Origin of the sequence: Pseudomonas cichorii, from assembly GCF_015471405.1 — a bacterium.
GTDB classification, from domain to species: Bacteria; Pseudomonadota; Gammaproteobacteria; order Pseudomonadales; family Pseudomonadaceae; genus Aquipseudomonas; species Aquipseudomonas serbiensis.
Genome location: NZ_BLVZ01000006.1, coordinates 360,908 through 386,890 on the forward strand (window position 1 = coordinate 360,908; position 25,983 = coordinate 386,890).

Below are 25,983 nucleotides of genomic sequence, written 5' to 3' on the forward strand. Positions count from 1 at the left end.
TCCGTAGGACCGAATTTATTCGGGAAGAGGCCGGCACACTCACTGCATCTTCATCGTCAGCACTTCATACCTCTTTCGCGGATAAATCCGCTCCCACACAGACCTCTATGGGCGTTTATTTCTTGCCTGCCAACTCCGCAATAACCTGCTCGATATTGCCCTGCAGTTCGGCTACCGGGTCTTCTCCATCGACTCCCAGCACCAGCAGTTTACTGCCTGCCGCAGTGACGGCCGCTTTCACGGGCTCCGGTGGCTGGCGATGGTCCAGCACCAACGCCACATCATTATCCTTGAGCGTAGCCGTCAGCTTTTGCAGGGCCTCGGGTGTCCACTGTTCGTCGGTGAGCGCCTGGGTGTCGATCAGCTCCAGATTGAGGCCGCTGATCAGGTAGCCGAAACGGTCGGACAGGCTGACCACGCTCAGGTTATCCGCACTGGCCAGACGGGCTTCACTGGCTGCGCTGAGCTTGAGCAACTGCTGCTTGAGGGCCGCCAGATTGGCTTCGATTTTCGGTTTGGCGGCCGGAGCCAGACGTACCAGATCCGCTGCCATCACATCGGCCATGCGGCCCATGTTATTGCTGGCCAGCCAGGGCTGACTGTTCAAGCCATCGACGTTCTGGCCGGGTTGCAAGGCGATGCCCGGCAGGCTGCCATCCACGGGGCGGGCGGCATCGATTTCGACGATGCGGATATTGCTGCGTCGGGCATTGGGGTAAAGCGGGTCATCGGCCCAGATCGAACGCAGCCCGATCACCGCATCGGCTTCCACGCTGAGTTTACGCAGCGCTTCGGCACCGCGCCCGGTGAAGTAGGCAGTCTGGCGTGAGCCGGGCAGGTTGGCGGCTGCCGCGCGTTCCAGCACCACGCCGCTGTCCTTGAGCAGAATCTGCCCCAGGCCGTAGGTGATGGGCAGGCTGGCCAGAACCCGGACCGGTTCCGGGCTGGCGCTTTTGCTTTCGGCCGCGTACAGGCTATTGCTGAACAGGCCGCTGAGAGCCAGGGCGAGGGTCAATGTGCGCAGAGTAGGCATTTATCCGATATTCCCTTTGAGGCTGGGGACCGTGCCGCGGGCGATGGCGGCCAAGGCGAAGCCGACGCCCGCCACCAGAATGATCGCCGCGCCTGAAGGCACGGGCAGGTCGAAGACGATAGGCAGCAGGATGCCGCACAAGGTACTGACGGTGGCAATGGCGACCGAAATCCAGAAGAAGCCTTTGAGTGACTGGCTCAGCAAGCGTGCAGCGGCAGCCGGTATCACCAGCAGGGCACCCACCAGAATGGCGCCGATGACTTTCACGGCAGCCACGGTAATCAGCGTCACCAGAATCACGAACAGGTAATCCAGCGTCTTGACCGCAACGCCTCGCACAGCCGCCAGTTGCGGGTTGAAGCTGGCCAGCATGATGCGGTTGTACAGCGGCAGGCTCAGGCCCATGACCAGCGAGCCGACAATCAGCAGCACCAGCAGGTCACTGCCGTTGACGGTCAGCACCGAGCCGAACAGGACGTTTTCCAGAATATGCACGTTGATCTTGCCCGCCAGCACCAGCAACAGGCTGGCGCCCAATGCCAGGGACACCGAAAGGAATACGCCGATCAAGGTGTCCGGTGCCAGACCGGTGCGGTTGCGCAGGTAGTTGAGCACGATACCGAACAGCAGGCAGTAGCCGAAAAGGCTGCCATAAGGGCCGGTGTAGGGTTCGCCCAGCAGAATGCCGATGGCCACCCCGGTCAGGGCCGCATGGCCCACGGCTTCCGAGAAGAACGCGAAACGCTTGACCACCACCAGCGTGCCCAGGCCGCCCAGCACCGGGCCGATCAGCAGGCCGGCGAGCAGGGCGTTGACCACGAAACCGTAGGCCAGTGCTTCTGGCAGGTAGCCGGACGAAGCCAGGTTTTGAATGAACAGGCGAAAGCTTTCGTAATCCATCACGCGGCACTCCCTTGGGCGTCCGCTGCACGCGGATGGGCGGAGAACAGCGTCAGCAGCCGCTCGGGTGTCAGGGCGGTGTGCGCCGGTTCATCGAAAAGGACGCGGCGATTGAGGCCGGTGACGTTATCGGCCAGTCGTTTGACGGCCTCCAGATCATGCTCGATCCACAGCACCGTAATGCCTGCCTGACGCCAGTCGCCGAGCAGGCGCTCGAATACCTGGATACCGGCTTCATCAAGGGCCGACATCGGCTCATCGAGCACCAGCAGTTGCGGGGCCGGAATCAAACCCTGGGCCAGCAGCACGCGCTGGCGCTCGCCACCGGACAGGGCGCCCATGCGGCGCTTGCGTTTGTCCTGCATGCCGACTCGCTCCAGAGCTTCGCCGATGGCTTTCGCGTAGTGGCGGGACAAGCCGAGAAATGCCGGACGCCGCTGGCACATGGCAGCCATGAAGTCATCGACTGTCATGGGCAGGCCGCGGTCGAACTCCAGCGCCTGAGGTACATAGCCGATCAGGCCGGGTGAGCCGGGCCATTGCAGGCTGAGCTGGCCCTGATGGGGCATCTGCCCGAGCAGGGTCTTGATCAGCGAGCTTTTGCCGCCGCCGTTCGGCCCGACCAGCGCATGCACGCTGCCGGCCCGCACATTGAAGTTGATGCGGTCCAGAATGGTGGTGCGTCCCAGAGTCAGGCTGACATCGGCGAAGGTGACGCCAGGCCCGCGGCTGGCGAGGGAAATCGGTTCGGCAGCGGTCATGCGCCAGCCTCCTGAATGGCCCGGACCACGGTATCCAGATTGCCTTTCATTTCCTTCTCGTACTTGTCGGCGCTGTATTCGCCATAGGAAATGTGCGACAGCGGGTAGAGCTTGACGCCGGATTCACGCTGGATGGTTTCGACGTAAGTGGACGGGAAGTCCATCTCCGAGAAGATCACTTTCACGTCCAGTTCGCGCAACTGGTCGATGGTCTTCTTCAACTGGCTCGGGCTCGGCTCGATACCGTGAGCCGGTTCGACCACGGCTGTGACTTCCAGGCCGAATTCACGCAGCAGGTAGTCGTAGGCCGCATGCACCGTGGCGACTCGCAGGTCGGCATTGGGGGCCTTGGTGAGTTTGGCCAGAGCGTCGGCGCGCATCTGCCGCAGGCGTTTGCCATAGGCGCGGGCATTGGCGGTGTAGGTCTTGGCGTTGTCGGGGTCAAGTTTGCCCAGTTCGCGGGCAATGTTGTTGACCTGTGCGATAGAGGCGCTGATCGACAGGAAGGTATGCGGGTTGACCACTTTGCCCGCGCCACGAGCCGCGATCCCGGTGGCTGCCAGCAGCGGCACATCAGCGTTGGCTTCGATGGTGGCGATATCCGGTTTTTCACTGGCGGCGATCATGCGGTCGGCAAAGTCGTCATGGCCCACGCCATTGAGCACGACAACGTCCAGCGAGCCGATACGCTTGATGTCTTCAGCGCGGGGTTCATAGGCGTGCGGGTTGAAACCGGCGGGAATCAGCGGAACCACCTCGGCCTTGTCGCCGACGATATTGCTGACATAGCTGTAGTAAGGATGCAGTGTGATGCCGATCCGCAGGCGCTTGGCCGGGTCGGCGCTGACCAGTGGTGCGAGCAGGGTTGCGAACAGGCCAACCAGTACGACGCGCAGCAATGGACGGCGTTTCAATGAAATAGGCATGGGTAAACAGTCTTCTTTTCAGTGAATGCGTGGGTTCAGTGTCGATGCTGGCGGGTAACCCCGGCATCGAATTGCGCGACGACCTGCTGCCAGCCAGCGCTGATCAGAGCCTGGTCGCCAAGATCGGTCGGTGCAGCCAGCGAGCCTTTGCGGTTGATCCAGATGTCGGCTTCGGCCTTGTCGTCGGCCTCGATGCGCAGCAGGAAGGAGCCGGCGACTGTCGGTGTAGGGCTCAGGCCCAGATAGGAGTGTTCGACCATTTGCCAGGCATGATTGCCCCGGCTGACGGAGCTGGCGTCACGGGCAAAGGGCGCAAAGCCTTCATCCGCCAGCTGCTGCGGGGTGACCGGTTCCTGTTGTTCCTGCGTCAGCAGGCGTACTTCGTCCAGTGTCACACGCAGGTCAGCGTAGATGCCTTGCTCGGCGGCACTCAGGTCGCGACGTGCATCCAGTTGATGGCTGGCGACAGTGTCCGCCTCATGCTTCTCGCCACGCAGGCCTACTACAGTCGCGGCGACACCCAGAATCAGCAGGCACAACAGCAGCACGTAAAGGGTTTCATGACCGGCTCCAGCCGGGCGAACGATCTGTCGGGTTGGCGTACTCATGGGGCCTCGATATCGGCTTGGTCGATTTCCACGACATGGCCGGGGCCTGCATCGAACAGCACATAGAACTCGGCGGAAGGGCGCTTGAAGGTCAGGGTTGAATCCGCGCCCAGCTTGCCGGGCACCAGAATGGTTTCGTCATAGCCGATGACGTCCAGCGTCACCCCCGGCGCGCCGCTGCCATCGGAAAAACCGCCGGTGCAGCGGATCTGCTCGGCGTCGATCTGTTTGCACTCGCACATCGGGTTGTGGGCCAGGGCATTGCCGGCAAAGCCGACGCTCAGCAGGAAGAGGGCGCTGACACCCAACTGGCGTAGCGGGAAGCGTACGATCATTTTTTGGCTCCTTGTTTTTTCAGCCAGGCTACGGTCGTAGGGGAGGCCTGTTGCAGCGCAATTGAGGTCTGATGCACGGATCCGTCCCAGCCCTCCATGGTGATCCACAGGTCCTGATCGGGATCGGTGTTTTCCGGGATCTGCATGAACGCAGTCATGCGATAGGCCACGCCGAAGAAGATCACCCCGGCAGTCCGCAGGCTGCGGGGTTTACCGATGCGCAGGTAAGTTGCCTTGACCTGATCGGCGCAGCTTTCGCACAGCGAGGCATTGAAGTTTTTCATGTAGCCCGAGGCGCCGGAAAAGATCGGCGCTTCATTGCGTTCCTCGGCCAGTTTCATGCTCCATGGCCCGACCTGGATGGTGCCCAGATCCCGCTGCCCGAGCCCCTTGTCGCCCCGGAGCAGGGCGTCATCGGCGAAGTACTTGGGCATGAAACCCAAGGGAATCAGCACCAGCAAGATATTGATATGGAAACGCCATTTGTGCCAGACGCGGCTCAGGGTCGAAACAGGTTGTGCAGTTGCGGCCTTGCTCACAGGTTGTTCTCCGGAATTTCGGTGGCCAGCGACGGTCGTGCTGTTTGTTGTTTCCTGACGGTGGCCTGTTCGGCCTTGGCATCGCGTTTCAGGGCATTGAGGGTGGCCAGTGCCGTGCGTTTACTCCAGATCAGCAGGCCGCTGAGGACCATCATGCTCAGCAGCAGGCCAAAGAAGGCCCAGATCAGCTTGATCCAGATGCCGCCGAAGTCGCCGGTATGCAGTGGGCGCATGGACTCGGTGACGAACTCCAGATTGTTGCGGTCCGACAACAGGTGTGAGGTGGCGATTTCACCGCTGTACGGGTTGATCTCGGCGGTCTGGTACATCAGCGGATACCAGCTGCGGCCACCGACCTCCATATTGGCGTAGGCATTGCTGGGCGGGCTGATGAAGCTGGCTTCCAGGCCGGGAATCCGTTGCTTGGCAATTTCGATGGCCTTGTCCAGGCTGATGGTCGGCGCAGGGCTGCCGTCAGCGGTGAGGGGCACGCTGCTATGGGGAATGATGGACGCCGTCTGGGACTTGCTGGAAATGCTGATCTGGTTATCCCAGAGCAGCGCCTGGATCAGAAACCAGGTGCCGGTGATCGAAATGACGGCAATGAACCAGATCGACCAGATGCCGCTCAGACGATGAAAGTCGCCCCAGAAGATTCGCGCGCCATGGTTGAAGCGCAACGTGGGTTTCAGGAAGCCTTTCCAGAACTTCTTGTAGACCACCAGCCCGGTGATCAGCGACACCAGCATCGGCAGGCCCAGTATCGACACCAGATACCAGCCCCAGGAATAGCCGTTGGTGAAAGGCACCAGCCACCAGCCATGCAGGGCGCGGGTGAATCGGCGGAAGTCGAAGGCCGGCGTGACGCCCTGGATAAGTCCGGTGTAAGGGTTCACATAGGCCGGTACCGAACGCCCGTCGGGGTAGGTGACATTGACGCTCAGGGCGAAATATTCACCGTCCGGCTGCATCATCGTGCCGATGATCAGGTTCGGTTCGTTACGCTCTATGGTGGCCCTGATCTGCTCGAAGCTGAGCCGTGGCGCATCATCCGATGGCTTGACGGCACGCATCTCCGGGTTGGCCAGCCACATGATTTCCTTGCTGACCACCGCCAGCGTGCCGGTGACGCACACGATCAGCACAAAGAACCAGATCGGCAGCGCCAGCCAGCTATGGACGAGAAACCAGATTTTTGAGCGGGACTTCTTTGACATGGGGGAACGGTCTCGATTCACGGTGTCAGAGCGGCCATTTTTTGAAGGGCACAGACTCCTTTTTGTAAAAATACGGTCATGGCTTTTGGCCGATGCTGCCGCTGCATCTAATAAAGACGAATGAGAATGCAAATGATGTAATTATTTCTTTCGTCCAAATGAAAGTAAATGTTTCAAAAGGCGGATGTGAGCTGTCTTTCTGCGGGAAAGGCCTAATTTTCAGGTGGCCGGGTACGTTAAATCAGGACGTCGGTGTTGCGTCAGGCCGTTGGGGCTCGCACGCTTTGCCATCAAGGGAGAGTCATCATGAGTCATGCGTTGAGTTTGAATATCCGGCCATTACGGGCCGGGGCCGGTACCTTGCCCATGCTGGTGGAGGCGCCCGAGCCGGGCCTGGACTTGATGGAAGCTCTGGGCGAGTTCAAACCACTGGTTGCCGAACATCTTTACCGCAGCGGCGGGATCCTGTTCCGCGGCTTCAATGTCGGCGGTGCGGAAGCCTTTCGTGAATTTGCCGCCGGGTTTGGCGACCTGTTGCTCAACTATGAGTTCGGTTCAACGCCGCGCAGCAACGTGACCAAAGGCGTCTACACCTCCACCGAATACCCGGCCCACCAGAGCATCCCCCTGCACAACGAGCAGGCTTACACCCTGGAATGGCCGATGCGCATCTGGTTCTACAGCATGATCGCTGCCGAAACCGGCGGTGAAACCCCGATTGCCGACAGCCGTGAAATCTATCGCCGGATTCCTGCGCGCATTCGTGATCGCTTCGTCGAAAAGAAACTCATGTACGTGCGCAATTTCGGCAATGGCCTGGATGTGGACTGGAGTCAGGTGTTCAACACCGAAGACGAAAGTGTTGTCGAAGCCTACTGCCGCGCCCACAACATTCAATGCGAGTGGAAAGACGACGGCGAACTGCGCACCCGGCAGATCTGCCAGGCAGTGGCGCGCCATCCGGTAACTCAGGACATGGTCTGGTTCAACCAGGCGCATCTGTTCCACATCTCCAACCTGCAGCCGGAAGTGCGTGAAACCCTGCTCGATGTGGTGGACGAAGAAGACCTGCCGCGCAACGTCTACTACGGCGACGGCTCAGCCATCGAAGAAAGCCTGCTGGACGAAGTTCGTGGTGTGCTCGATGAGTGCGCCGTCAGTTTCCCCTGGCTGGAAAACGACGTCCTGATGCTGGACAACATGCTCTCGGCCCATGCGCGCTCACCGTTTACCGGCAAGCGCAAGGTGGTAGTGGCTATGGCCAAAGGGCATACCGAATCGGCCAAGTGATGCAGGCCTTCACTTAGCCGTTCTCAAAGTCAGGCGGCGACACAAAATCTTCAGCCTTGGGCGTTGCCTGAATGCCCTTGGCTTCCTGAGCGCGGTACCAGGCTTCGATAGTGAGTTCTTCGCTCAGGCGGGCTTTGATCACGCAGGGTTGTTGGTGCCAGGGATAGCGTTGCAATTGCTCGTTGAGTTTCTTTTCTCCCGAAGTTTTCCAGCCTGTTATTGCTTGATCGCGCCAGCGGCGTGGATTGCGCCCGGTGCTGGCATCGTGGGCGACGGTGACGGGGTCCAGATGGCGGCTTTGTTCCAGCACCGGAAGGTCGGGCAGAGGTTGGGTGACGTCCATATAGCGTTGCAGGCAATCCCAGAAGGCCAGAGTGTTGGCCTTATCCAGTCCCAGTGAATGCATCTTGGTCGCCAGATAGATCTTTTTATTGGTGTAGCGGTGATACAGCGTGATCGTGTAGTCATGAGAGCCGTAGCCACTGGGCAGTAACGTCAGCACCGGATCGAACTCCTCGAAAGGCGCGACAAACAAACGCCGAAAACGCCGCTTGAAACGCACCATGCCGTCTACACGGTTGAACTCGCTGCCGTCGTGGCGGCTGACCTTGCTGTGTAGCCAGAGCAGGCAGTCGAAGCCGATGGCGCCCATGAAGTAGAGGAAGGTGCCTAACCAGAAGGAAATATGCATTTCGCTACTGCCGAAGAGAGTGCCTTGTAGCCAGAGGACGATAGCTGCGCAGATGAAAATTCCGGAAATTTGAATGTAATGGACCGCTTTTTTTTCAGTCATGTAAAGAGCTAGGGAAACCACCATGCAAACTGCAGATATGACCCCCATAAAAGCCATAAACTCTACGCTGGATTCTTCTGAGCCTATTCTAATAAAAGGTAGAACTCCTACCCCCCAAGCAGCCCAGATAAAGAAAAAGCACATTATTTTAGATGTAAATAATATGTACGGAATCTTGCTGGAGTTCTGAAAGCGCCAGCGCTTTGCATCGCAATACACCTCCTGTTTTTTGCCCGCTTCTTCTTGCGTCTGATAGACCCGATACTCTTCGCACTCCAGTTGCAGACTGATTTCCGTAGCTGAATCCAGCTCGGCGTAATGACCGAAGGCAAGGTGTGTATTGAACAGGCCATTGCGGTTGAGATGGGCATACGATCCTGGTGGCGGCAGTGGTTCCTGGCTGTCGCTGCGATAAGCGCTATTGGCGTAGGCGTTCATATCTGTGACTCGTCGTAATCAGCGCGTCGCGCAAAGTCCTCAGCCTTGGGCGTCGCTTGAATGCCCTTGGCTTCCTGAGCGCGGTACCAGGCTTCGATGGTGAGCTCTTCACTCAGGCGGGCTTTGATCACGCAGGGTTGTTGCTGCCAGGGATAGCGTTGCAATTGCTCGTTGAGTTTCTTTTCTCCCGAAGTTTTCCAGCCTGTTATTGCTTGATCGCGCCAGCGACGTGGGTTGCGGCCGGTGCTGGTATCGTGGGCGGCGGTGACGGGGTCCAGATGGCGGCTTTGTTCCAGCACCGGAAGGTCGGGCAGAGGTTGGGTGACGTCCATATAGCGTTGCAGGCAATCCCAGAAGGCCAGGGTATTCGCCTGATCCAGCCCCAGTGAATGCATCTTGGTTGCCAGAGATATCTTCTTGTTGGTGTAGCGGTGATACAGCGTGATCGTGTAGTCATGAGAGCCGTAGCCGCTGGGCAGTAACGTCAGCACCGGATCGAACTCCTCGAAAGGCGCGACAAACAAACGCCGAAAACGCCGCTTGAAACGCACCATGCCGTCTACCCGATTGAACTCGCTGCCGTCGTGGCGGCTGACCTTGCTGTGTAGCCAGAGCAGACAGTCGAAGCCGATGGCGCCCATGAAGTAGAGGAGGGTGCCTAACCAGAAGAAAATATGCATTTCGCTACTGCCGAAGAGAGAGCCTTTTAGCCAGAAGACAAGGCCAGTGCAGATAAGGAGTCCGACAATTTGAATGTAATGAACAGATTTTTTTTCGGTCATGTACAGGGCGAGAGACGTAACCATCAAGCCTACTGATAGCGCGGCTATTAAAACAGCGATTTCAGTCGTCACGTTTCCATATGCCAGTTCAAGAATTACTGAATAGAAAGTACCCATACCCCAAAGAGCCCATATAAAGAAAAAGCTCATTAGCTTAAGCGTAAATAAAATATGCGGTATCTTGCTGGAGTTCTGAAATCGCCAGCGTTTTGCATCACAGTACACTTCCTGTTTTTCACCACCCACTTTCTGCTTCTGATAAATCAGATGTTCTTCGCACTCCAGTTGCAGAGTGATTTCCGTAGCTGAATCCAGCCCGGCGTAATGACCAAAGGCAAGATGCGTGTTGAACAGGCCATTGCGGTTGAGATGGACGTACCATCTTGGTGGCGGCAGTGATCCTTTGTTGTCGCTGCGATAGGCGCTATTGGCGTAGGTAGTATCAATATTTGCGTTCATATACGGTTCTCGATGGTTTCGATTTGCCAATACAGAGGAGGGTTGCTCTCCGGGTTGCCATTGGGTGCTCGGCGGTGGGCAGGCGTAAAAGGCGTCCACTTTTTGGGGTGGGGTTGCGGAAGCAGCAAAGGCGGGCTGCCCGGTTCTGCATGCAATTCGATTTGGGTACTGATTCTCAGCCCTTCGGTTCTGACGGTGCGGCTGATGGGAAAGGTGGTTTCAATGAAGGAGGGCAATACATACAGAGCGGTGGTTGCATCCAGTGGCACCGCCGCCAGTTTTGGGTTGCCCGCCCTTTGCCAGTGATAGTGCTTGTTAGCGAAGGCCCTGCCGGTTTCCATGTTTGATTGAAATTCATGGGCCAGCAGTTGAAAGTGTTGAGTGTTATTGCTGAGCATCCCCAGAAGTGGGGTACTTAAAGTCACCACCCAATCCTGCTCGTCCAGTGCCTTGGCGTCGGGCGCGATGGTTTGCCAATATGTGTTTGTCGGGCGCTTGCGTTGCTGGTCGGCGTTTAACAGTGCCTCAAGATGATGTGCTGGGGCTTTTCTGCGCCAGTCGCCGAGTCGCATTGCATTGATCTCGGGTTTGCACAGAAGCCCCGTTAATTGCTGATAGGCAATGAACGGATCTTTTAAATGTAGAAAGTCTTCAGGCGAATCTTCAGCGGCAGAGTCTGTGCCGAGGGGGCCATAACGCACGGCAAGTTCGATTGCATCGTCATCAAATATATTGGCAAGCACTGCTCCGCCAATCACCAGTGCTGCCCCGATCAAAAGCGCAAAGGGGTTGATGGTAAGGCCTATGGTATAGGCTAGCCATATTAAATTTCCCGCTGTAATGGTTGCATAACTTGCTGATAGCTCGTAATTACCATCGTTATAGTTTCGATAGCTGTCCCAAGCGCTTATTGCTGCGCTAAATAGTGTGGCTGAACCGCCAATGGCTCGAAGAAGAGGCAGCTTGGGGCTGCCTGTCTGCTTCTCGAGGTTTTTTGCCCAGCGCGACAAAACGTTTGCTACGTTGATGCGCGGCCTAGTTAGTGCGTTTTCGGTGGCTTTACCGAAAAGAAGTTTGCTATGTCCTCCTAGCGCTACAACAAGATCAGCTAAAGCGCTACCCACCCCAAAGGCCCCCCGAAACTTTTCTTCACTAGCATTGAACTCTTCAACCGCATCCACCTGCACCACCAAGTTAAAAACCGCAAACCCCACCATCAACGTAGGCACCACCCTGGTCTTCTCCAGCCCCTGAGTCAGCGCCCCAAAGTTCACCCGGAAGTTGCTGTAGTGCGCCAGTTCGGGGTGGCCCTGAGGGATGGCAAGCACCATGACATTGCGCAGCATGGGCGCGTTCTTGCCTTGGCCTTTGGCGCTGGTGCTGCCCAGGGTTTCGCCGGACTGGCTGTGCAGGGTGGCGTAGCGGTAGTTCTTGCGGGTCAGTTCGCTGCGTTCGCTGTCGGTCAGGCCTCTGCGCAAGCCTGCGCCATGAACGCCGATGACCACATAGTTCCCGGCCAGTGCTTCGCCCATGGGCATCAGGCGGATTTCAGCCATCTTTTTCGAGAGAGCCGAGAGGGTGTTAAAGGTCGGCATGAAGAGCCGGTAGAGTTTGATCTTGAGACTGCTGCTGGACAGCCGACTGAGTTGCGCCACGACGCTGGCACCGAAAATATCCAGCAGGTCACCCATGAAGTACGCGAAGGTCTTGCCCAGGGCGGGCCAATCCACTTTGTCGACAAAGGAGGCGCTGAGCATCAGGGTGCTCAGGCCCATGGCTTGTGGCTCGGCTGGTTGATCAAGGTCGCGCAGGGCAATCAGGCGCTTGAGCAGTTCGGGAGGTTGCCCGGCGTCTGTGGCCAGCAGCATGGCGCCCAGTGGGTGCTCGGCCTGCAGGATGTTCTTGACCAGGGTTCTGATGGAGGTTTCCAGCTCTGTAACGTCCATGCCGGTCAGCAAGGCATCCGCCTGAGCAGGCGTGTACTCAAGCGCGCCCAGAGCATTTGCCATCAGGCTGTAAGGTTCCAGCAACGCTTCGTCGTGGCGATGGGTCCAGTCCATCAGGACGGCGGGCAGTTTTTTGTCGAGCACGTCGACCAGTCGCGCAAGATGTGCGGCCAGCGATTTGCGTCCGAACTTGCGCTCCTGCTCGAACACCGTTTCATAAAACCTCGGCAGGTCAATCCGGCCTTTCAGGTAAGCGTAATTTCCACCCACAGCGCTATACAGCACCTGCGCATAACGGCCGTGTGGCTGGAAGGCAATCAGGGCGTTCAAGGTTTGCAGATAGGAAACGCAGTCGCGTATCTGGGCGGTCGCGTGGCGAACGGTAAACAGCGGGTCTTCAAGAATGAGGGCGACCAGATGGGTGTTGTCCCGCAACTGGTAGCTGTCCAGCAGATCGACGCCCGCTTCCACGTCGGGCAGTGGCGCAGGCGGTTGCTGTTTGAGGTGTTGTGCCAATTGCTCCTGGCGGCTCTGCAAACGTTTGAGCAATGTCTCATCGCTGAACGTCGCAAACTCCGGGGTGAAATCCAGAGGGTCCTGCAGGGCGCTTTCAATATTGAAATCCCTGGCTCGCAAGCCTTTGCGGATACGGCTGACCGGTAGGCTCGGGTTGTCCTGTGTGGTTTTCCAGTGCTCCGAACCCACGACAGCGGTGTCCCAGATCCGCGCAATATGCTGACAGCGAACCTTGATCCGGTTGGCATCGCTTTCAAGCCATTCGATGTGCTCCCAGCTCCAGGGCAGTTCGCTGTAAGCCATGCGCAACTGATCGGCGACAAAGCGACCCTGCAACAACATTGGCAGCAGAATCACCTGCTGCTGGACGGCCACCGGGTCACGCTGGTCGGCATTGCCGAATTGCTGCGCGACACTGCGCCAGTGAGCGACATCCACCTCGAACAACTGGCCCTGGCCATCGGTTTCCAGCTCTCGCCATAAAACGTTGCGCCAGAACACATAAATGCGGCCTCGCCGAGGCAAGCCGCCCCTGGGGGATTCATCGGGCTTGTCATAGCCCGGAAGGCGAGCCAGGGGCAGGACGGAGAGCAGCGTATTACGCTGAATGGTTTCCTCTTCCCGGGTGCTTTGAGCATCGGGGAGCAGGGGGATTTGCAGCATGCCGCCGTCGGTGCGGGGAATCTGCAGAGCCAGCTGCGCATTCTGGTCATCAAGGTACTCGGTTTTCTTGCGTGTGCCCTGGGTGATGGGCTTGTCGTTGAACGTGCTCATGGCTGCTCCTCCGGCCCCGTCAGGATCAACTGGCTGCCATGATCGGGATCGCCCCAGACATCGACGATAAGTGCCTCGGGGCCCTGGCTGGAGGTGGGTGTTTCAGGTTTGGGGGTGGACGGCACTGTCACAGGTTTCCTGCCGGCAGCGGATGTATCTGCCGCCTTTGGAGCGACGGGCAGCACTGGCGGCGCCTCGGTCCCGATGCCTGGATAGCCGCCCTCATTGGTCCTGACCAATGGCCCGTTCATCATCACGCCACTGTGATCGATCTTGATAAAGCTGCCGCCGACCTTGAGGGTCAGCTCCATCCCGGCGTCGATCACCAGCTTGTCGCCGGACTTGATGTGGATTTCCTTTCCGGCTTCTACGAGCTGCGCCACTCCCACCTTGATGTGCTGAACCTGAGCGATGCTCAGGTGATCGTTTGCTCTGATTTCCACCTTGCGGTCGGCGTTGACGGTGCGGTGTTCCTCGGCCTTGAATTCGCTGTAGCTATTGGCCTCGACCCGGTCGTGACGCTCATGGCCGACATGGATCTTCTGGTCATGGCCGATGCTCTGGTCCCAGTTGCGCTGGGCGTGAATGAAGATCTGTTCCTGATCCTTGCGGTCCTCGATGCGCAGCTCGTTAGAGCCACCGCCACCGGGGCTGCTCAACGTCTTGAAGACGCTGCGGGTGCGGTGTTCGGGCAGGCTGTAGGGCGGAGTGTTTTCGGCGTGGTAGAGGCAGCCGGTGACCAGTGGTTGATCGGGATCGCCTTCCAGAAAAGTCACCAGCACCTCCATGCCGACCCGTGGCAGGACGACAGCGCCATAGCGATTGCCCGCCCAACCGGACGACACCCGCAGCCAGCAACTGCTTTTGGCATCCTGCTGGCCCTCGCGGTCCCAGTGAAACTGCACCTTGATCCGGCCATGTTTGTCGCAATGGATTTCCTGGCCCTGGGGCCCGGTGACCATGGCGGTCTGGCTGCCCTGAATGCGTGGCTTGGGATGGCGCAGAGGCGGGCGATAGAAAGCGTCCCACGGCGTACCCCTGAAGGTATTGCGATAGCCCTGCCAGTCAGAAGGACGAGCGGACTCTTCCAGCACCTGCGGTTGGCGGCCTTCGTGACGAACCTCGGTCAGCAGCCAGAGCTGGTTCCAGCTTTTCTGCGGGTGACTGGCCAGTTCCAGAAAGTGGCCGCTGACCAGCCGTGGCTGATCGCTATGGCCTTCGGCGAGGCGGTAATCATGGCGGTGGCGTTCCAGTGCCCGTCGGGCCAGAAGATTGCCACGCTCACGGTTGCTGAAACGGCCGGGGTAATCGTAGTCCTCAAGGTCGGGCAGGGTTTTGTTCTGGACTTCGCTTTCAAGGGGAACCAGCGGTTTCTGATAGTCATAATCCCGCCGCGTGGTGCGAGTGGTGCGGGTTTCAAGACGCACATTGAAGCGCTTGACCACCGGTTCATCGGGGACCATCCCGCTGTCCTGTCGATAGGTCAGCGGCTTTAGCCTGGGAAAGACCGTCTGGTCATCGCCGAATACCAGCCGGTGCATGGCCCTGCTGTGCTGGAAGTGATAGTGCAGGCCTTCTTCTTCACAGAGTCGCTGAATGAAATGCAGGTCCGATTCGTCGTACTGCACACAGTACTCGCGTTTCGGGTACGGCAGACCGAGTTGAAAGTGATAGCGGTCGGCCAGGATGCCGTGCTCTTGCAGGATCCGGGCAATGATGTCCGGCACCGACTGTTGCTGGAAGATGCGTTGATTGATGCGATGGCCCAGGTAGGCGAGGTGCGGTCGCAGGGTCATGGCGTAGTGGGTCAGTCGCTTGCGGGAGTCGCCTTGAGCGATACGGTCGATCAAGCCATGCACGCCAGCGTCGTCGGGGCCGAACTGCAGAAAGGCAGAGCGATTGAGCAGGCTGTCCAGATCCAGCGCCTGGTTTTCGCTGACCAGTTCCAGCTCAAAGGCAAAGGGCTGGTTGATGGCCTCCGTGCCGGTAAAGGCCAGCACCTGAAAGTCATGTCTGACGTCCTCCAGATGCAGGCTGAAATGTGTTTGATGGGCGGGTGCGGACATCCCTTGTTCCTCCGTCTGTATGGGCAATAACGCCCGTTGAGCGGAGAGACGTATGTCAAAAATCATGCCGACTGGTTTTTATCCAGCAAATACAAGCACATGGCATTTGGCTGCTTGAAAAAGAGGCGACTTTTTCAGCAAAAAGTGCGCAAGAGCTTGCGCACCCGCGCAATTCTTTGCGCAGTGATCGAAAGCCTTTAAATACGAGGCTTACAGCGATTATTAGCGTTTTTGCATGCGCATGTTTTTGCGCATAAGGGCGATGTGCTACCGACCATTAATTTCCGTTAAATATTTTGCTTCCAATTCGTTCTTGTTCATACGACCAAGCCTCATGGTCAGGCCTATTCAGCAAGGACCCAATGCATGAATCCCGAACACGCCCATAAACTGGCTCGCCGTTTTGTCGAGCTGCCCCCTGAAAAACGTCGGTTGTTTCTCGACGGTATGCGCCAGGAGGACATGGACTTTTCGTTGTTCCCGATCCCGTCCTGCGTTGGGCTTGTTGAGCGTGATGGCTTGTCCTATGCCCAGCAGCGCATGTGGTTTCTCTGGCAGCTCGACCCTGAAAGCTCCGCCTATAACCTGCCGATGTCGGTGTGCCTGAACGGCTCGCTGGATGTTGCGGTGCTGGAGCAGGCATTCAGTGCCTTGGTAGAGCGCCATGAAAGCCTGCGCACGACCTTCGGTCAGGAGGGGGAACGTGCATTCCAGCGGGTGGCCGAGCCTGCGCCGGTGACCATCGAATTGCTGGACCTGAGCGTCTTGCCAGCAGAGCAGCGCTGGTCGAAGGCGCATCTGGAAATGGCCCGGCAGGCCGAGCAGTCCTTTGATCTGGAAAAAGGCCCGCTGTTCAGCATTCGCCTGTTGCGTCTGCAAGAGCAGGAGCATGTGTTGCTGTTGAACCTGCATCACATGATCACCGACGGCTGGTCGATGAATGTACTGATCGATGAATGGTTGCGCGGCTACGATGCGCTGATTGCCGGCAAGCCTCTGCAACTGAATCCGCTGGCCGTGCAGTACCGCGATTATGCGTTGTGGCAGCGCAGTTGGCTGGAGGCGGGTGAGCAGGAACGTCAGCTCGATTACTGGCGTGCGCATCTGGGTGAAGAGCATCCGGTGCTGGAGCTGCCCACCGACCGGCCACACCCGGCGTTGCCGACGCATCAGGGCGCGCGTCTTGAAATCTCGCTGGATACTGCGCTGTTGCGCGACCTGAAAACCCTGGCCCAGCGCCAGGGCGTCACCTTGTTCGTGGTGTTGCTGGCCTCCTTCAAGAGCCTGCTGCATCGCTACAGCGGGCAGACCGATATCCGCGTCGGCGGGTTGATTGCCAACCGTACGCGCAGTGAAACCGAAGGCCTGATCGGCTGCTTCATCAACACCCAGGTGCTGCGCAGCGAAGTGACGGCGGGCACCCGTTTTGTCGATCTGTTGCAGACCGTGCGTCAGGCGGCGATGGGCGCGCAATCGCATCAGGAATTGCCGTTCGACGCCGTGATCGATGCCTTGCAGCCTGAGCGTAGTCAGAGCCATAACCCGCTGTTCCAGGTGATGTTCAACCATCAGCCGGTGGTTGCCGATCTGTTGGACAAGCAATTGGAAAGCGGCCTGCGGGTCGCGAATCTGCCAGCGGAACAACAGGCCGCCGCCGGGCGTGCCCATGCTGCCGCCAGCGACCTGATGCTGGCCACCAGTGGTGAAGGCGAACAGCTCAATGCCGCCTTTACCTATGCCACCGATATCTTCGACGAGGCGACCATCGCCCGTCTGGCCGGGCATTGGCGCAATCTGCTGGCCTCGGCTTGTGCCAATCCGCAGCAGTCGGTGGGTGAGTTGTCGATGCTGGCGGCTGAAGAGCGTCAGCAGTTGCTGGATGTGGATGCCGCGCCACGAGCCAGCATTTCCACGCCCGCGCATCGTCTGTTCGAGGCACAGGTCAAGCGCACGCCCCAGGCTCAGGCTCTGGTCATGGCGGGCGAACGCCAGGCTCCCGGCCTGAGCTACGAACACCTGAATAAACTCAGCAATCGTCTGGCTCATCGCTTGCGCGAGCAGGGCGTTGGTCCTGACGTATTGGTAGGCATTGCGCTGGGCCGTTCGCTGGAAATGGCCGTGGCGTTACTGGCCGTTCTCAAGGCGGGCGGGGCCTATGTGCCGCTGGACCCCAAGACACCAACCGAGCGCTTGAGCCATGTGTTGCAGGACAGCGGTCTCAAATGGCTGCTGACCCGCAGCGAGCTGCTGGCGAGCCTGCCGCCGCTGGGTGATATCCAGTGCCTGTGTCTGGACCTGCTGGATGGGCAGGCTGAAGCCACTGAACATGATCTGGATGTAAACGTCGATCCGGCCAATCTGGCTTACGTGATCTACACCTCCGGCTCCACCGGTCGTCCCAAGGGCGTGGCCATCAGTCATGGGGCGCTGGCCGAGTTCGTCACCCTGGGGGCGGCCTACAGCGATTTGCGCGAAGGCGATAAGGTCCTGCAATTCGCAACCAACAGTTTCGACGGCTTTGTGGAGCAGTTCTATCCGCCGCTCTGCAATGGCGCCTGTGTGGTGCTGCGCGATGATCGGCTCTGGGACAGTGCCACTTTCCATCAGGCGGTTGTCGAGTACGGTATTACCCTGGCGGACTTGCCAGCCGCGTACTGGCTGACGCTGGTTCAGGATTACGCTGCCCGGCCACCCGCTCACTATGGCGCGTTGCGTCAGATCCACGTGGGCGGCGAAGCCATGGCGGTTGAAGGTTTGCGCTTGTGGCGCAAGGCCGGGCTGGGCAATGTGCGTCTGCTCAACACTTACGGGCCGACCGAGGCCTCGGTGGTTTCGAGCATCTACGATTGCAGCGCATTGACGCCTGAAGCCGTTTCCTGGCGTGGCGTGCCGATTGGTCAGGGGCTGGCGGGACGTCGCCTTTACGTGCTCGACGACCAGTTGAACCTGCTGCCGCAAGGCGCGGTGGGGGAGTTGTATATCGGTGGGCCGGGTCTGGCCCGGGGTTATCACGGCCAGCCGGCACTGAGCGCCGAGCGCTTTATCGCCGACCCGTTCGTGGCGGGTGAACGGCTTTATCGCACCGGCGACCGGGCGCGGCTGGGAGCCGATGGTGCGCTGGAATACATCGGTCGCGTCGATCATCAGGTGAAGATTCGCGGCTTCCGGATCGAGCTGGGAGAAATCGAGTCGCGCCTGCAGCAGTGCTCCGGCATTCGCGAAGCGGTGGTTCTGGCGCTGCCACTGGCCGGCAGCACGCAACTGGTGGCTTATCTGGTTCCAGAATCCGTTGCAACCGGCGATGCCGAACAGGCGGCGTTGCGTCAGAACATCAAGTCCCAGCTGCAAGCCAGCCTGCCGGACTACATGGTGCCGACTCATCTGCTGCTGTTGCCGAACCTGCCGCTGACCCCCAGCGGTAAGCTCGACCGCAAGGCCTTGCCGATTCCCGATCCGAGCCAGTTGCAAGCCACTTACCGCGCACCGCAAACCGAGTTGCAGGTCTGTCTGGCCGCCATCTGGGTGGAAGTGCTGCACGTCCCTCAGGTTGGTCTGGACGACCAGTTCTTCGAGCTGGGCGGTCATTCCCTGCTGGCCGCGCAAGTGATTGCCCGGATCAAGACGCAACTGGGTGTCAGCCTGCCGTTGCGCACGCTGTTCGAGAAACCTGTACTGAGCGATCTGGCCGCCGAAGTGGCTTTGCTCACCGATGACATGGCCGACAACGACTGGAGCGATATGGACCAGTTCATGGATTCACTGGAGGAATTTGGCGCATGACCGGGACTACTGCTGCACGTATCGCTAAACGCTTTGTCGGGCTGCCCCTCGAACAGCGTCAACAGTTCCTCGCCAGGCTGCGCCAGGAAGGCAAGGACTTCAGCCTGTTGCCGGTGCCGGTCAGTCGTCATGATTTTGCGCAGATCCCGCTGTCCTTCGCACAACAGCGTCTGCTGTTTCTCTGGCAGCTTGATCCGCTGAGCGATGCCTACAAGATGACCACCGGCCTGCGTTTGCGCGGTGAGCTGGACGAGTCGGCCTTGTTGCACTCGTTCGATCATCTGATCGAGCGCCATGAAGTGTTGCGCACGGTGTTCCACACCGAAGGCGATCAACCGCATCAAGTGATTCTCGACAACCAGCATGTGGCGCTGGAGCGTGTCGATCTGTCGGCGTTGTCGGTGGATGTGCGCGAGATCGAGCTGGCTCAGCAGGTCGAGCAGAGCACCCGTCAGCCGTTCGATCTGCAAAAGGGGCCGTTGCTGCGTGCCAGCTTGTACCGCCTGGCTGCCGACGAGTACGTGCTGGTGGTGAGCATGCACCACATCGTCTCCGATGGCTGGTCGATGGATGTGATGATTCAGGAGTTCGTGCATTGCTATCAGGCTTACAGCGAGAGCCGTGAACCTGTGTTGCCGGAATTACCCTTGCAGTACGCCGACTATGCGATCTGGCAGCGCAAATGGCTGGAGGCGGGCGAGGGCGAGCGGCAGCTCGATTACTGGCGTCAGCAACTGGGTGATGAGCAGCCACTGCTGGAGGCTGCCCATGACTTTCAGCGGCCTGCGACCCAGAGCTTTCAGGGCGAGCGCCTGCACTTCGACTTCGGCCTCGACCTGTCCCGCCAACTGAACGCCTTTGCCCGTAGCCAGGGCATGAGCCTGTTCATGCTGGTACTGGCCGGTTTTTCCCTGTTCCTGTCCCGCAAGGCCGGGCAACGGGATATCCGTATCGGTGTACCCAATGCCAACCGTGGCCGGGCTGAAACCGAAGGCCTTATCGGCTTTTTCATCAACACTCAGGTGCTGCGCTGCGAAGTGGACGAACGCCTGAGCTATCTCGATCTGCTGGCCCGGATTCGTGAGACTTCCTTTGGTGCCCAGGCTCATCAGGATGTGCCGTTCGAGCAACTGGTGGATCAACTGGCACCGGAGCGCAGCCTGGGTCACAACCCGCTGTTCCAGGCCAAGTTCAACCAGAACGTGGTCCTCAAGCAGAAAGTGGCGCTCAAGCTGCCGGGGCTGGAAGTCAGCGAGTATGAGTTCCACAAGGATGGCGCGCATTTCGATCTGGCGCTGGATATCACCGACGACGGCACGTTGATCCATGGCGACATGACTTTCGCCAGCGATCTGTACAAGCGCTCGACCATCGAGGGCTTCATTCCTGCCTTGCTGGAGCTGTTCAAAACCTTGCTGGCGGCTCCCGAAGCGCCTTTGTTCAGTCTGGGCGCGTTGCCGGTCCAGCAGCCGCAAGTTGCCCGTGAACCTGCTGCGCAGGTGCTGCAACAATGGAATGTTCAGGTCGAGAAGCAGCCCCATGCCTTGGCCGCTCGTTGCCTTGAACATACCTTGAGCACTGCCGAGCTGGATCAGGCGGCCAACCGCCTCGCACATCATCTGGCGAGCCTGGGCGTGGGCGAAGGCCAGCCCGTGGCAGTGCTGATGGAGCGCTCGCTGGAATGGCTCACGGCGGTGCTGGCGATCTTCAAGGCGGGCGGCGTCTACATGCCGCTGGACGTCAAGGCGCCGGATGCGCGCCTGCAACAGATGTTGGAGGGTGCCCGTGCGCGGGTGCTGCTGTGTGCCGAAGGCGATCAGCGCCAGACCTCGCTGGCAGTCGCTGGCTGTCAGGGCCTGGCCTATGCGCCGATGCAGTGGCAGCACCAGTCTGTGAGCAGTCCGGTTATTGAGGTTTCGGCACAGTCGCCAGCCTATGTGATTCACACCTCCGGCTCCACTGGCCAGCCCAAGGGTGTACTGGTCAGCCATGGCGCGCTGGCCAGCTATGTGCGCGGCCTGCTTGAACGTCTGGAGCTGGCGCCGAACGCCAGCATGGCACTGGTCTCGACCATCGCCGCCGACCTGGGCCATACCGTGCTGTTCGGTGCCTTGTGTTCCGGGCGTCCGTTGCATGTATTGACCGAAGCCCTGGGTTTCGACCCGGACGGTTTTGCCGAGTACATGGCCGAGCATCGCGTCGGCGTGCTGAAAATCGTGCCCGGCCATCTTGCGGCCCTGTTGCAGGCCGCCAATCCCGCTGACGTACTGCCACAGCATGCGCTGATCGTGGGCGGCGAGGCTTGTCCGCCAGGCTTGTTCGAGCAGGTTCGTCAGCTCAAGCCGGGCTGCCGTTTCATCAACCATTACGGCCCCAGTGAAACCACGGTCGGTGTGCTGACCCATGAAGTCCGGGCCATCGATCCGTCCCGCTCCGTGCCGGTGGGGACGCCGTTGCCGGGTGCTCACGCTTACGTGCTGGACGATGTGCTGAACCTGAGCGACGAACAGGTTGCGGGCGAGTTGTACATTGGTGGCGACAGCGTGGCGCTGGGTTATCTCGGGCAACCGGGCCTGACGGCCGAACGCTTTGTGCCGGACCCCTTTGCCGGTGAAGGGCAGCGCGCCTATCGCAGCGGTGATCGGGTGCGTCGCAGTCGTCAGGGGCTGCTGGAATTCATCGGTCGCAGCGACGATCAGGTGAAAGTGCGCGGTTATCGCGTGGAGCCTGCCGAAGTGGCGCGGGTACTGCTGCGTTTCGAGTCAGTGGCCGAGGCTGCGGTGGTGGCGCAAGCGGTTGAAGGTGACGAGTCCCGCCTGCAACTGGTGGCTTATTGCGTGGCCGCTGCGGGCACGACGTTGCAGGTCGAAAACCTGCGCGAACAACTGACCGCCAGCCTGCCGGAATACCTGGTGCCTGCGCAGTTCGTGGTGCTGGAGCGTCTGCCGCTGACCGCCAACGGCAAGCTGGACAAGCGTGCGCTGCCCAAGCCGGGCGTGGTCAAACAGCGCTATACCGCACCGGTCGGCGAGATCGAGGAAAAACTCGCGGCGGTCTGGGCCGATGTACTCAAGCTGGATAAGGTCGGCACGACCGACAACTTCTTCGAGCTGGGGGGGGATTCGATCCTCAGCCTGCAAATCATCGCCCGTGCCAAGCGTCAGGGCCTCAAACTGAGCCCCAAGCAACTGTTCGAGAAACAGACCATCGCCCAGTTGGCGACGGTGGCCAAGCTGATCCAGAAGAAGCCTGCTGCGGTGGTCGAGCAGGTCAGCGGAAACCTGCCGCTGCTGCCGATCCAGGCACGCTTCTTCGAGATGAAGATTCCCGAGCGCCATCACTGGAACCAGTCGGTGATGCTCAAGCCCAACAGCCCGCTGGAAGCCAGTCATCTGCTGGCCGCCTTGCAGGCCTTGATCGAGCAACATGACGCCTTGCGCCTGGGTTTTGCCCAACAGGATGGCGAGTGGCAGGCGACCTTCGGGCCGCTGTCCACCCGCGACCTGCTGTGGGTGCATGAGCTGGACGATCTTTCGCGCCTGACCGAACTGGCCGACGAAGCCCAGCGCAGCCTGGACCTGAAGAACGGCCCGCTTGTGCGCGCAGTGCTGGTGAGCCTGCCCGAAGGCGAACAGCGCCTGCTGCTGGTCATCCATCACTTGGTAGTGGACGGCGTATCGTGGCGTGTCTTGCTGGAAGACCTGCAACAAGCCTATGTCGCCCTGAATACCGGCAAGGCCCTGGCGTTGCCTGCCAAGACCAGCTCTCTCAAGGCCTGGGCCGAGCAACTGCATCGTTATGCGGCCAGCGAAACCCTGGCTGCCGAACGTGATTACTGGCGACAAACCCTCAGTGGCGATATCCAGCCGCTGCCCCGTGATAATCCCGAAGGGACGCAGCGCAATCGTGACGTTGCCCATGCTTCGTCCTGGCTGAGCAAAGACCTCACCCACAAGCTGCTCAAGGTAGCGCCAGCGGCTTACCGGACTCAGGTCAACGACCTGCTGCTGACCGCGCTGGCGCAGGTGCTGTGCCAGTGGAGCCAGCAGCCATCGGTGTTGATCCAGCTTGAAGGGCACGGCCGCGAAGACCTGTTTGACGATATGGACCTGAGCCGCACTGTCGGCTGGTTCAGCAGCCTGTTCCCGGTCAAGGTGACACCGCAGGCCGATACGGGCGCCAGCATCTGCGGCATCAAGGAGCAATTGCGGGCCGTGCCGAACAAGGGCGTCGGTTATGGCGTTCTGCGTTATCTGGGCGATGCCGGTTTTGGTCGTGAACTGGCTGCCTTGCCGCAAGCGCAGGTCACCTTCAACTACCTGGGTCAATTCGACGGCAGCTTCAGTGAACGTGACGGCGCGCTGTTTGTGCCGAGCGCGGACAGCTGCGGCCATGCCTTGAGTGAAGACGGGCCGTTGAGCAACTGGCTGAGCATCAATGGCCAGGTATTCGATGGACAGTTGCAACTGGACTGGGCATTCAGTGCCGAGGTGTATCAGGCTTCGACCATCGAGGCACTGGCGCGTCAGTACGAGCAGGCGCTGACAGAGGTCATCGAACACTGTCTCAATGGCCAGCAGGGCGTTACGCCATCGGACTTCCCGCTGGCGGCCCTGACTCAGGCGCAGTTGGACCGCTTGCCGATTGCCGCCGCGAATATCGACGATATCTACCCGCTGGCACCGATGCAGCAAGGCATGTTGTTCCATAGCCTTTTCGAGCATGAGGCGGGCAACTACATCAACCAGTTGCGCGTCGATGTGTCGGGTCTGGACGTCGAACGCTTCAAGGCTGCCTGGCAAGCTTCTGTGGATGCTCATGAGGTGCTGCGCAGTGCATTCGTCAGCCATCTTGAGCACTCGCTGCAAGTGGTGCAGCGCCAGGCAACCCTGCCGTTCATTGAGCTGGACGCTCGCGGACAACAGGCGACATGGCTGGATGACTGGGCGCAGGCCGACCGCCAGAAAGGCTTCGATCTGACCCAGGGGCCATTGTTGCGTCTGGCGCTGCTGCGTACGACGGACAATACCCATCACCTGATCTACACCAGCCATCACATCCTCATGGACGGCTGGAGCAGTTCGCGCCTGTTGGGTGAAGTGCTGCAACGCTACAGCGGCCAGCCGCTGCCACAGCAGGGTAGCCGTTATCGCGATTACATCGAATGGCTGCAACGCCAGGATGCCCAGGCCAGCGAGCGCTTCTGGACGGAACAGGTGGCCGAACTGGACGAGCCGACCCGTCTGGTCCAGGCGCTTAAATCCAGTGCAGGCGGGCAGGGTTATGGCGATTACTTCCACCTGATCGATGCTGCCGGCACCCAGCGCCTGAGCGAGTTTGCCCGCGAGCAGCGCGTGACGCTCAACACCTTGGTGCAATCGGCGTGGCTGTTGCTGTTGCAGCGCTACACCGGTCAAGCCAGCGTGACCTTTGGCGCAACCGTGGCAGGACGCCCGGCGGACTTGCCAGGGGTTGAAGAGCAGCTTGGCCTGTTCATCAATACCTTGCCGGTCATCGCCAGCCCGCGACCTGAACAGACCGTCGCTGACTGGGTGCAGCACGTGCAGGCCAAGAACCTTGCCCTGCGCGAGTTTGAGCACACGCCGCTGTACGAAATCCAGCGTCTGGCGGCCAGCGGCGGCGAGGCGTTGTTCGACAATATTCTGGTGTTCGAGAACTACCCGGTGTCCGAAGCCTTGCAACAGGCCCCGGCAGGCTTGGCTTTCAGTGGGTTGCACAATCAGGAACAGGCGCATTATCCGCTGACGCTGGTTGTCGAGGCTGCCGATGTGCTGTCGGTACGTTTCAGCTACGACTGCCAGCACTTTGGTGCAGAGGCCGTGGCGCAACTGGCCAGCCATTTCGATCACTTGCTGCAAACCCTGAGCGCTGCACCATCGGCCTCGTTGGGCGAACTGGCATTGCCCACCGGCTGGACGCAAGCCGTGCAGGCGTGGCCAAGCGCGCAGTGCGCTCACCAGTTGATCGAAACCCAGGCCGCTCGTGTGCCTCAGGCCATTGCCCTGACTCTGGGCAATGAGCAACTGACCTACGATGCACTGAACCGTCGCGCCAACCAGTTGGCTCACAAGTTGCGCGAGCAGGGCGTTGGCCCGGATGTGCGGGTCGGTCTGGCGGTGGAGCGCAGCCTGGAAATGATCGTCGGCCTGCTGGCGATTCTCAAGGCGGGTGGCGCCTATGTGCCGCTGGACCCGGATTCCCCATCTGAGCGCCTGAACTACCTGATGGATGACAGCGGCATTGCCTTGTTGCTGACTCAGGATCACTTGCTGGCCAGCCTGCCGCTGCCGCCGCAGGTGCAGACCTTGTCGCTGAGCGATTCCCTGAGTGGTTATGCCGACAGCAACCCGGTCAACCTGACGACGCCGGATAACCTGGCCTACGTGATCTACACCTCGGGTTCGACTGGCAAGCCAAAAGGCACGCTGTTGCCGCATCACAACCTGATGCGCCTGTTTGCCGCCACCGATGACTGGTTCAAGTTTGACGATCAGGATGTCTGGACGCTGTTCCATTCCTACGCCTTCGACTTCTCGGTCTGGGAGATTTTTGGCGCGTTGTTGCACGGCGGTCGCCTGGTGATCGTGCCTCGCGACGTCAGCCGCTCGCCGGAAGATTTCCATGCCTTGCTGGCGCAGGAAAACGTCACGGTGCTGAACCAGACGCCATCGGCGTTCAAGCAGTTGATGCGGGTGGCGTGTGAATCTCAAGCGCCATTGGCACTGCGTACTGTTGTGTTTGGCGGCGAAGCTTTGGACGTCACCAGCCTGATCCCATGGTTCGAGCGTTTTGGCGACCA

15 protein-coding genes are annotated in these 25,983 nt (G+C 59.7%); 3 read left to right on the forward strand and 12 right to left on the reverse strand.

What is annotated here, in order from left to right:
• Positions 1 to 115: 115 nt before the first annotated feature.
• Genes JL015_RS11660 through JL015_RS11695 form a run of 8 tightly spaced genes read right to left on the reverse strand, consistent with a single transcriptional unit; the run spans position 116 to position 6,319 of the window.
• Positions 116 to 1,033 (reverse strand): metal ABC transporter substrate-binding protein, encoded by a 918-nt coding sequence (locus JL015_RS11660; protein ID WP_201018585.1) that lies wholly within the window; start codon positions 1,031 to 1,033, stop codon positions 116 to 118.
• Positions 1,034 to 1,933, reverse strand: a complete 900-nt coding sequence (locus JL015_RS11665; protein WP_201002881.1) for a metal ABC transporter permease — start codon at positions 1,931 to 1,933, stop codon at positions 1,034 to 1,036.
• A complete protein-coding gene (locus JL015_RS11670) occupies positions 1,933 to 2,694 on the reverse strand; it encodes a metal ABC transporter ATP-binding protein (protein ID WP_201018586.1) in 762 nt (253 codons plus the stop codon). Before JL015_RS11670 ends, JL015_RS11665 begins: the two co-directional genes overlap by 1 nt.
• Positions 2,691 to 3,620, reverse strand: a complete 930-nt coding sequence (locus tag JL015_RS11675) for a metal ABC transporter substrate-binding protein (RefSeq protein ID WP_201018587.1) — start codon at positions 3,618 to 3,620, stop codon at positions 2,691 to 2,693. Before JL015_RS11675 ends, JL015_RS11670 begins: the two co-directional genes overlap by 4 nt.
• Before the next feature lie 35 nt (positions 3,621 to 3,655).
• Positions 3,656 to 4,228 (reverse strand): DUF6162 family protein, encoded by a 573-nt coding sequence (locus JL015_RS11680; protein ID WP_201018588.1) that lies wholly within the window; start codon positions 4,226 to 4,228, stop codon positions 3,656 to 3,658.
• Positions 4,225 to 4,563, reverse strand: coding sequence for a hypothetical protein (locus JL015_RS11685; RefSeq protein ID WP_025260692.1), 339 nt, complete (start codon positions 4,561 to 4,563; stop codon positions 4,225 to 4,227). The genes JL015_RS11680 and JL015_RS11685 overlap by 4 nt, the downstream gene beginning before the upstream one ends.
• The gene (locus JL015_RS11690) at positions 4,560 to 5,102 is read right to left on the reverse strand and encodes a hypothetical protein (protein WP_025260691.1); all 543 of its coding nucleotides are present in this window, start codon (positions 5,100 to 5,102) and stop codon (positions 4,560 to 4,562) included. Before JL015_RS11690 ends, JL015_RS11685 begins: the two co-directional genes overlap by 4 nt.
• On the reverse strand, positions 5,099 to 6,319 hold the full coding sequence (locus JL015_RS11695; RefSeq protein WP_201018589.1) for a PepSY-associated TM helix domain-containing protein: 1,221 nt from the start codon (positions 6,317 to 6,319) through the stop codon (positions 5,099 to 5,101). The genes JL015_RS11690 and JL015_RS11695 overlap by 4 nt, the downstream gene beginning before the upstream one ends.
• Before the next feature lie 306 nt (positions 6,320 to 6,625).
• Here JL015_RS11695 and JL015_RS11700 point away from each other — a divergent pair, with 306 nt between their 5' ends.
• Positions 6,626 to 7,609, forward strand: coding sequence for a TauD/TfdA family dioxygenase (locus JL015_RS11700; RefSeq protein WP_201018590.1), 984 nt, complete (start codon positions 6,626 to 6,628; stop codon positions 7,607 to 7,609).
• 13 nt (positions 7,610 to 7,622) lie between these two features.
• On the opposite strand, the gene JL015_RS27680 is transcribed toward JL015_RS11700, so the two are convergent.
• Genes JL015_RS27680 through tssI form a run of 4 tightly spaced genes read right to left on the reverse strand, consistent with a single transcriptional unit; the run spans position 7,623 to position 15,383 of the window.
• On the reverse strand, positions 7,623 to 8,840 hold the full coding sequence (locus JL015_RS27680; RefSeq protein ID WP_236250200.1) for a hypothetical protein: 1,218 nt from the start codon (positions 8,838 to 8,840) through the stop codon (positions 7,623 to 7,625).
• The gene (locus tag JL015_RS27685) at positions 8,837 to 10,081 is read right to left on the reverse strand and encodes a hypothetical protein (protein ID WP_236250201.1); all 1,245 of its coding nucleotides are present in this window, start codon (positions 10,079 to 10,081) and stop codon (positions 8,837 to 8,839) included. Before JL015_RS27685 ends, JL015_RS27680 begins: the two co-directional genes overlap by 4 nt.
• Positions 10,078 to 13,317, reverse strand: a complete 3,240-nt coding sequence (locus JL015_RS11715; protein ID WP_201018591.1) for a hypothetical protein — start codon at positions 13,315 to 13,317, stop codon at positions 10,078 to 10,080. The genes JL015_RS27685 and JL015_RS11715 overlap by 4 nt, the downstream gene beginning before the upstream one ends.
• The gene (tssI, locus tag JL015_RS11720; protein ID WP_201018592.1) at positions 13,314 to 15,383 is read right to left on the reverse strand and encodes a type VI secretion system Vgr family protein; all 2,070 of its coding nucleotides are present in this window, start codon (positions 15,381 to 15,383) and stop codon (positions 13,314 to 13,316) included. Before tssI ends, JL015_RS11715 begins: the two co-directional genes overlap by 4 nt.
• Before the next feature lie 366 nt (positions 15,384 to 15,749).
• Here tssI and JL015_RS11725 point away from each other — a divergent pair, with 366 nt between their 5' ends.
• A complete protein-coding gene (locus JL015_RS11725; protein WP_201018593.1) occupies positions 15,750 to 19,163 on the forward strand; it encodes a non-ribosomal peptide synthetase in 3,414 nt (1,137 codons plus the stop codon).
• Positions 19,160 to 25,983: non-ribosomal peptide synthetase (locus JL015_RS11730; protein ID WP_201018594.1), on the forward strand; the 6,824-nt coding region annotated here is incomplete at its 3' end. The genes JL015_RS11725 and JL015_RS11730, both read left to right, overlap by 4 nt.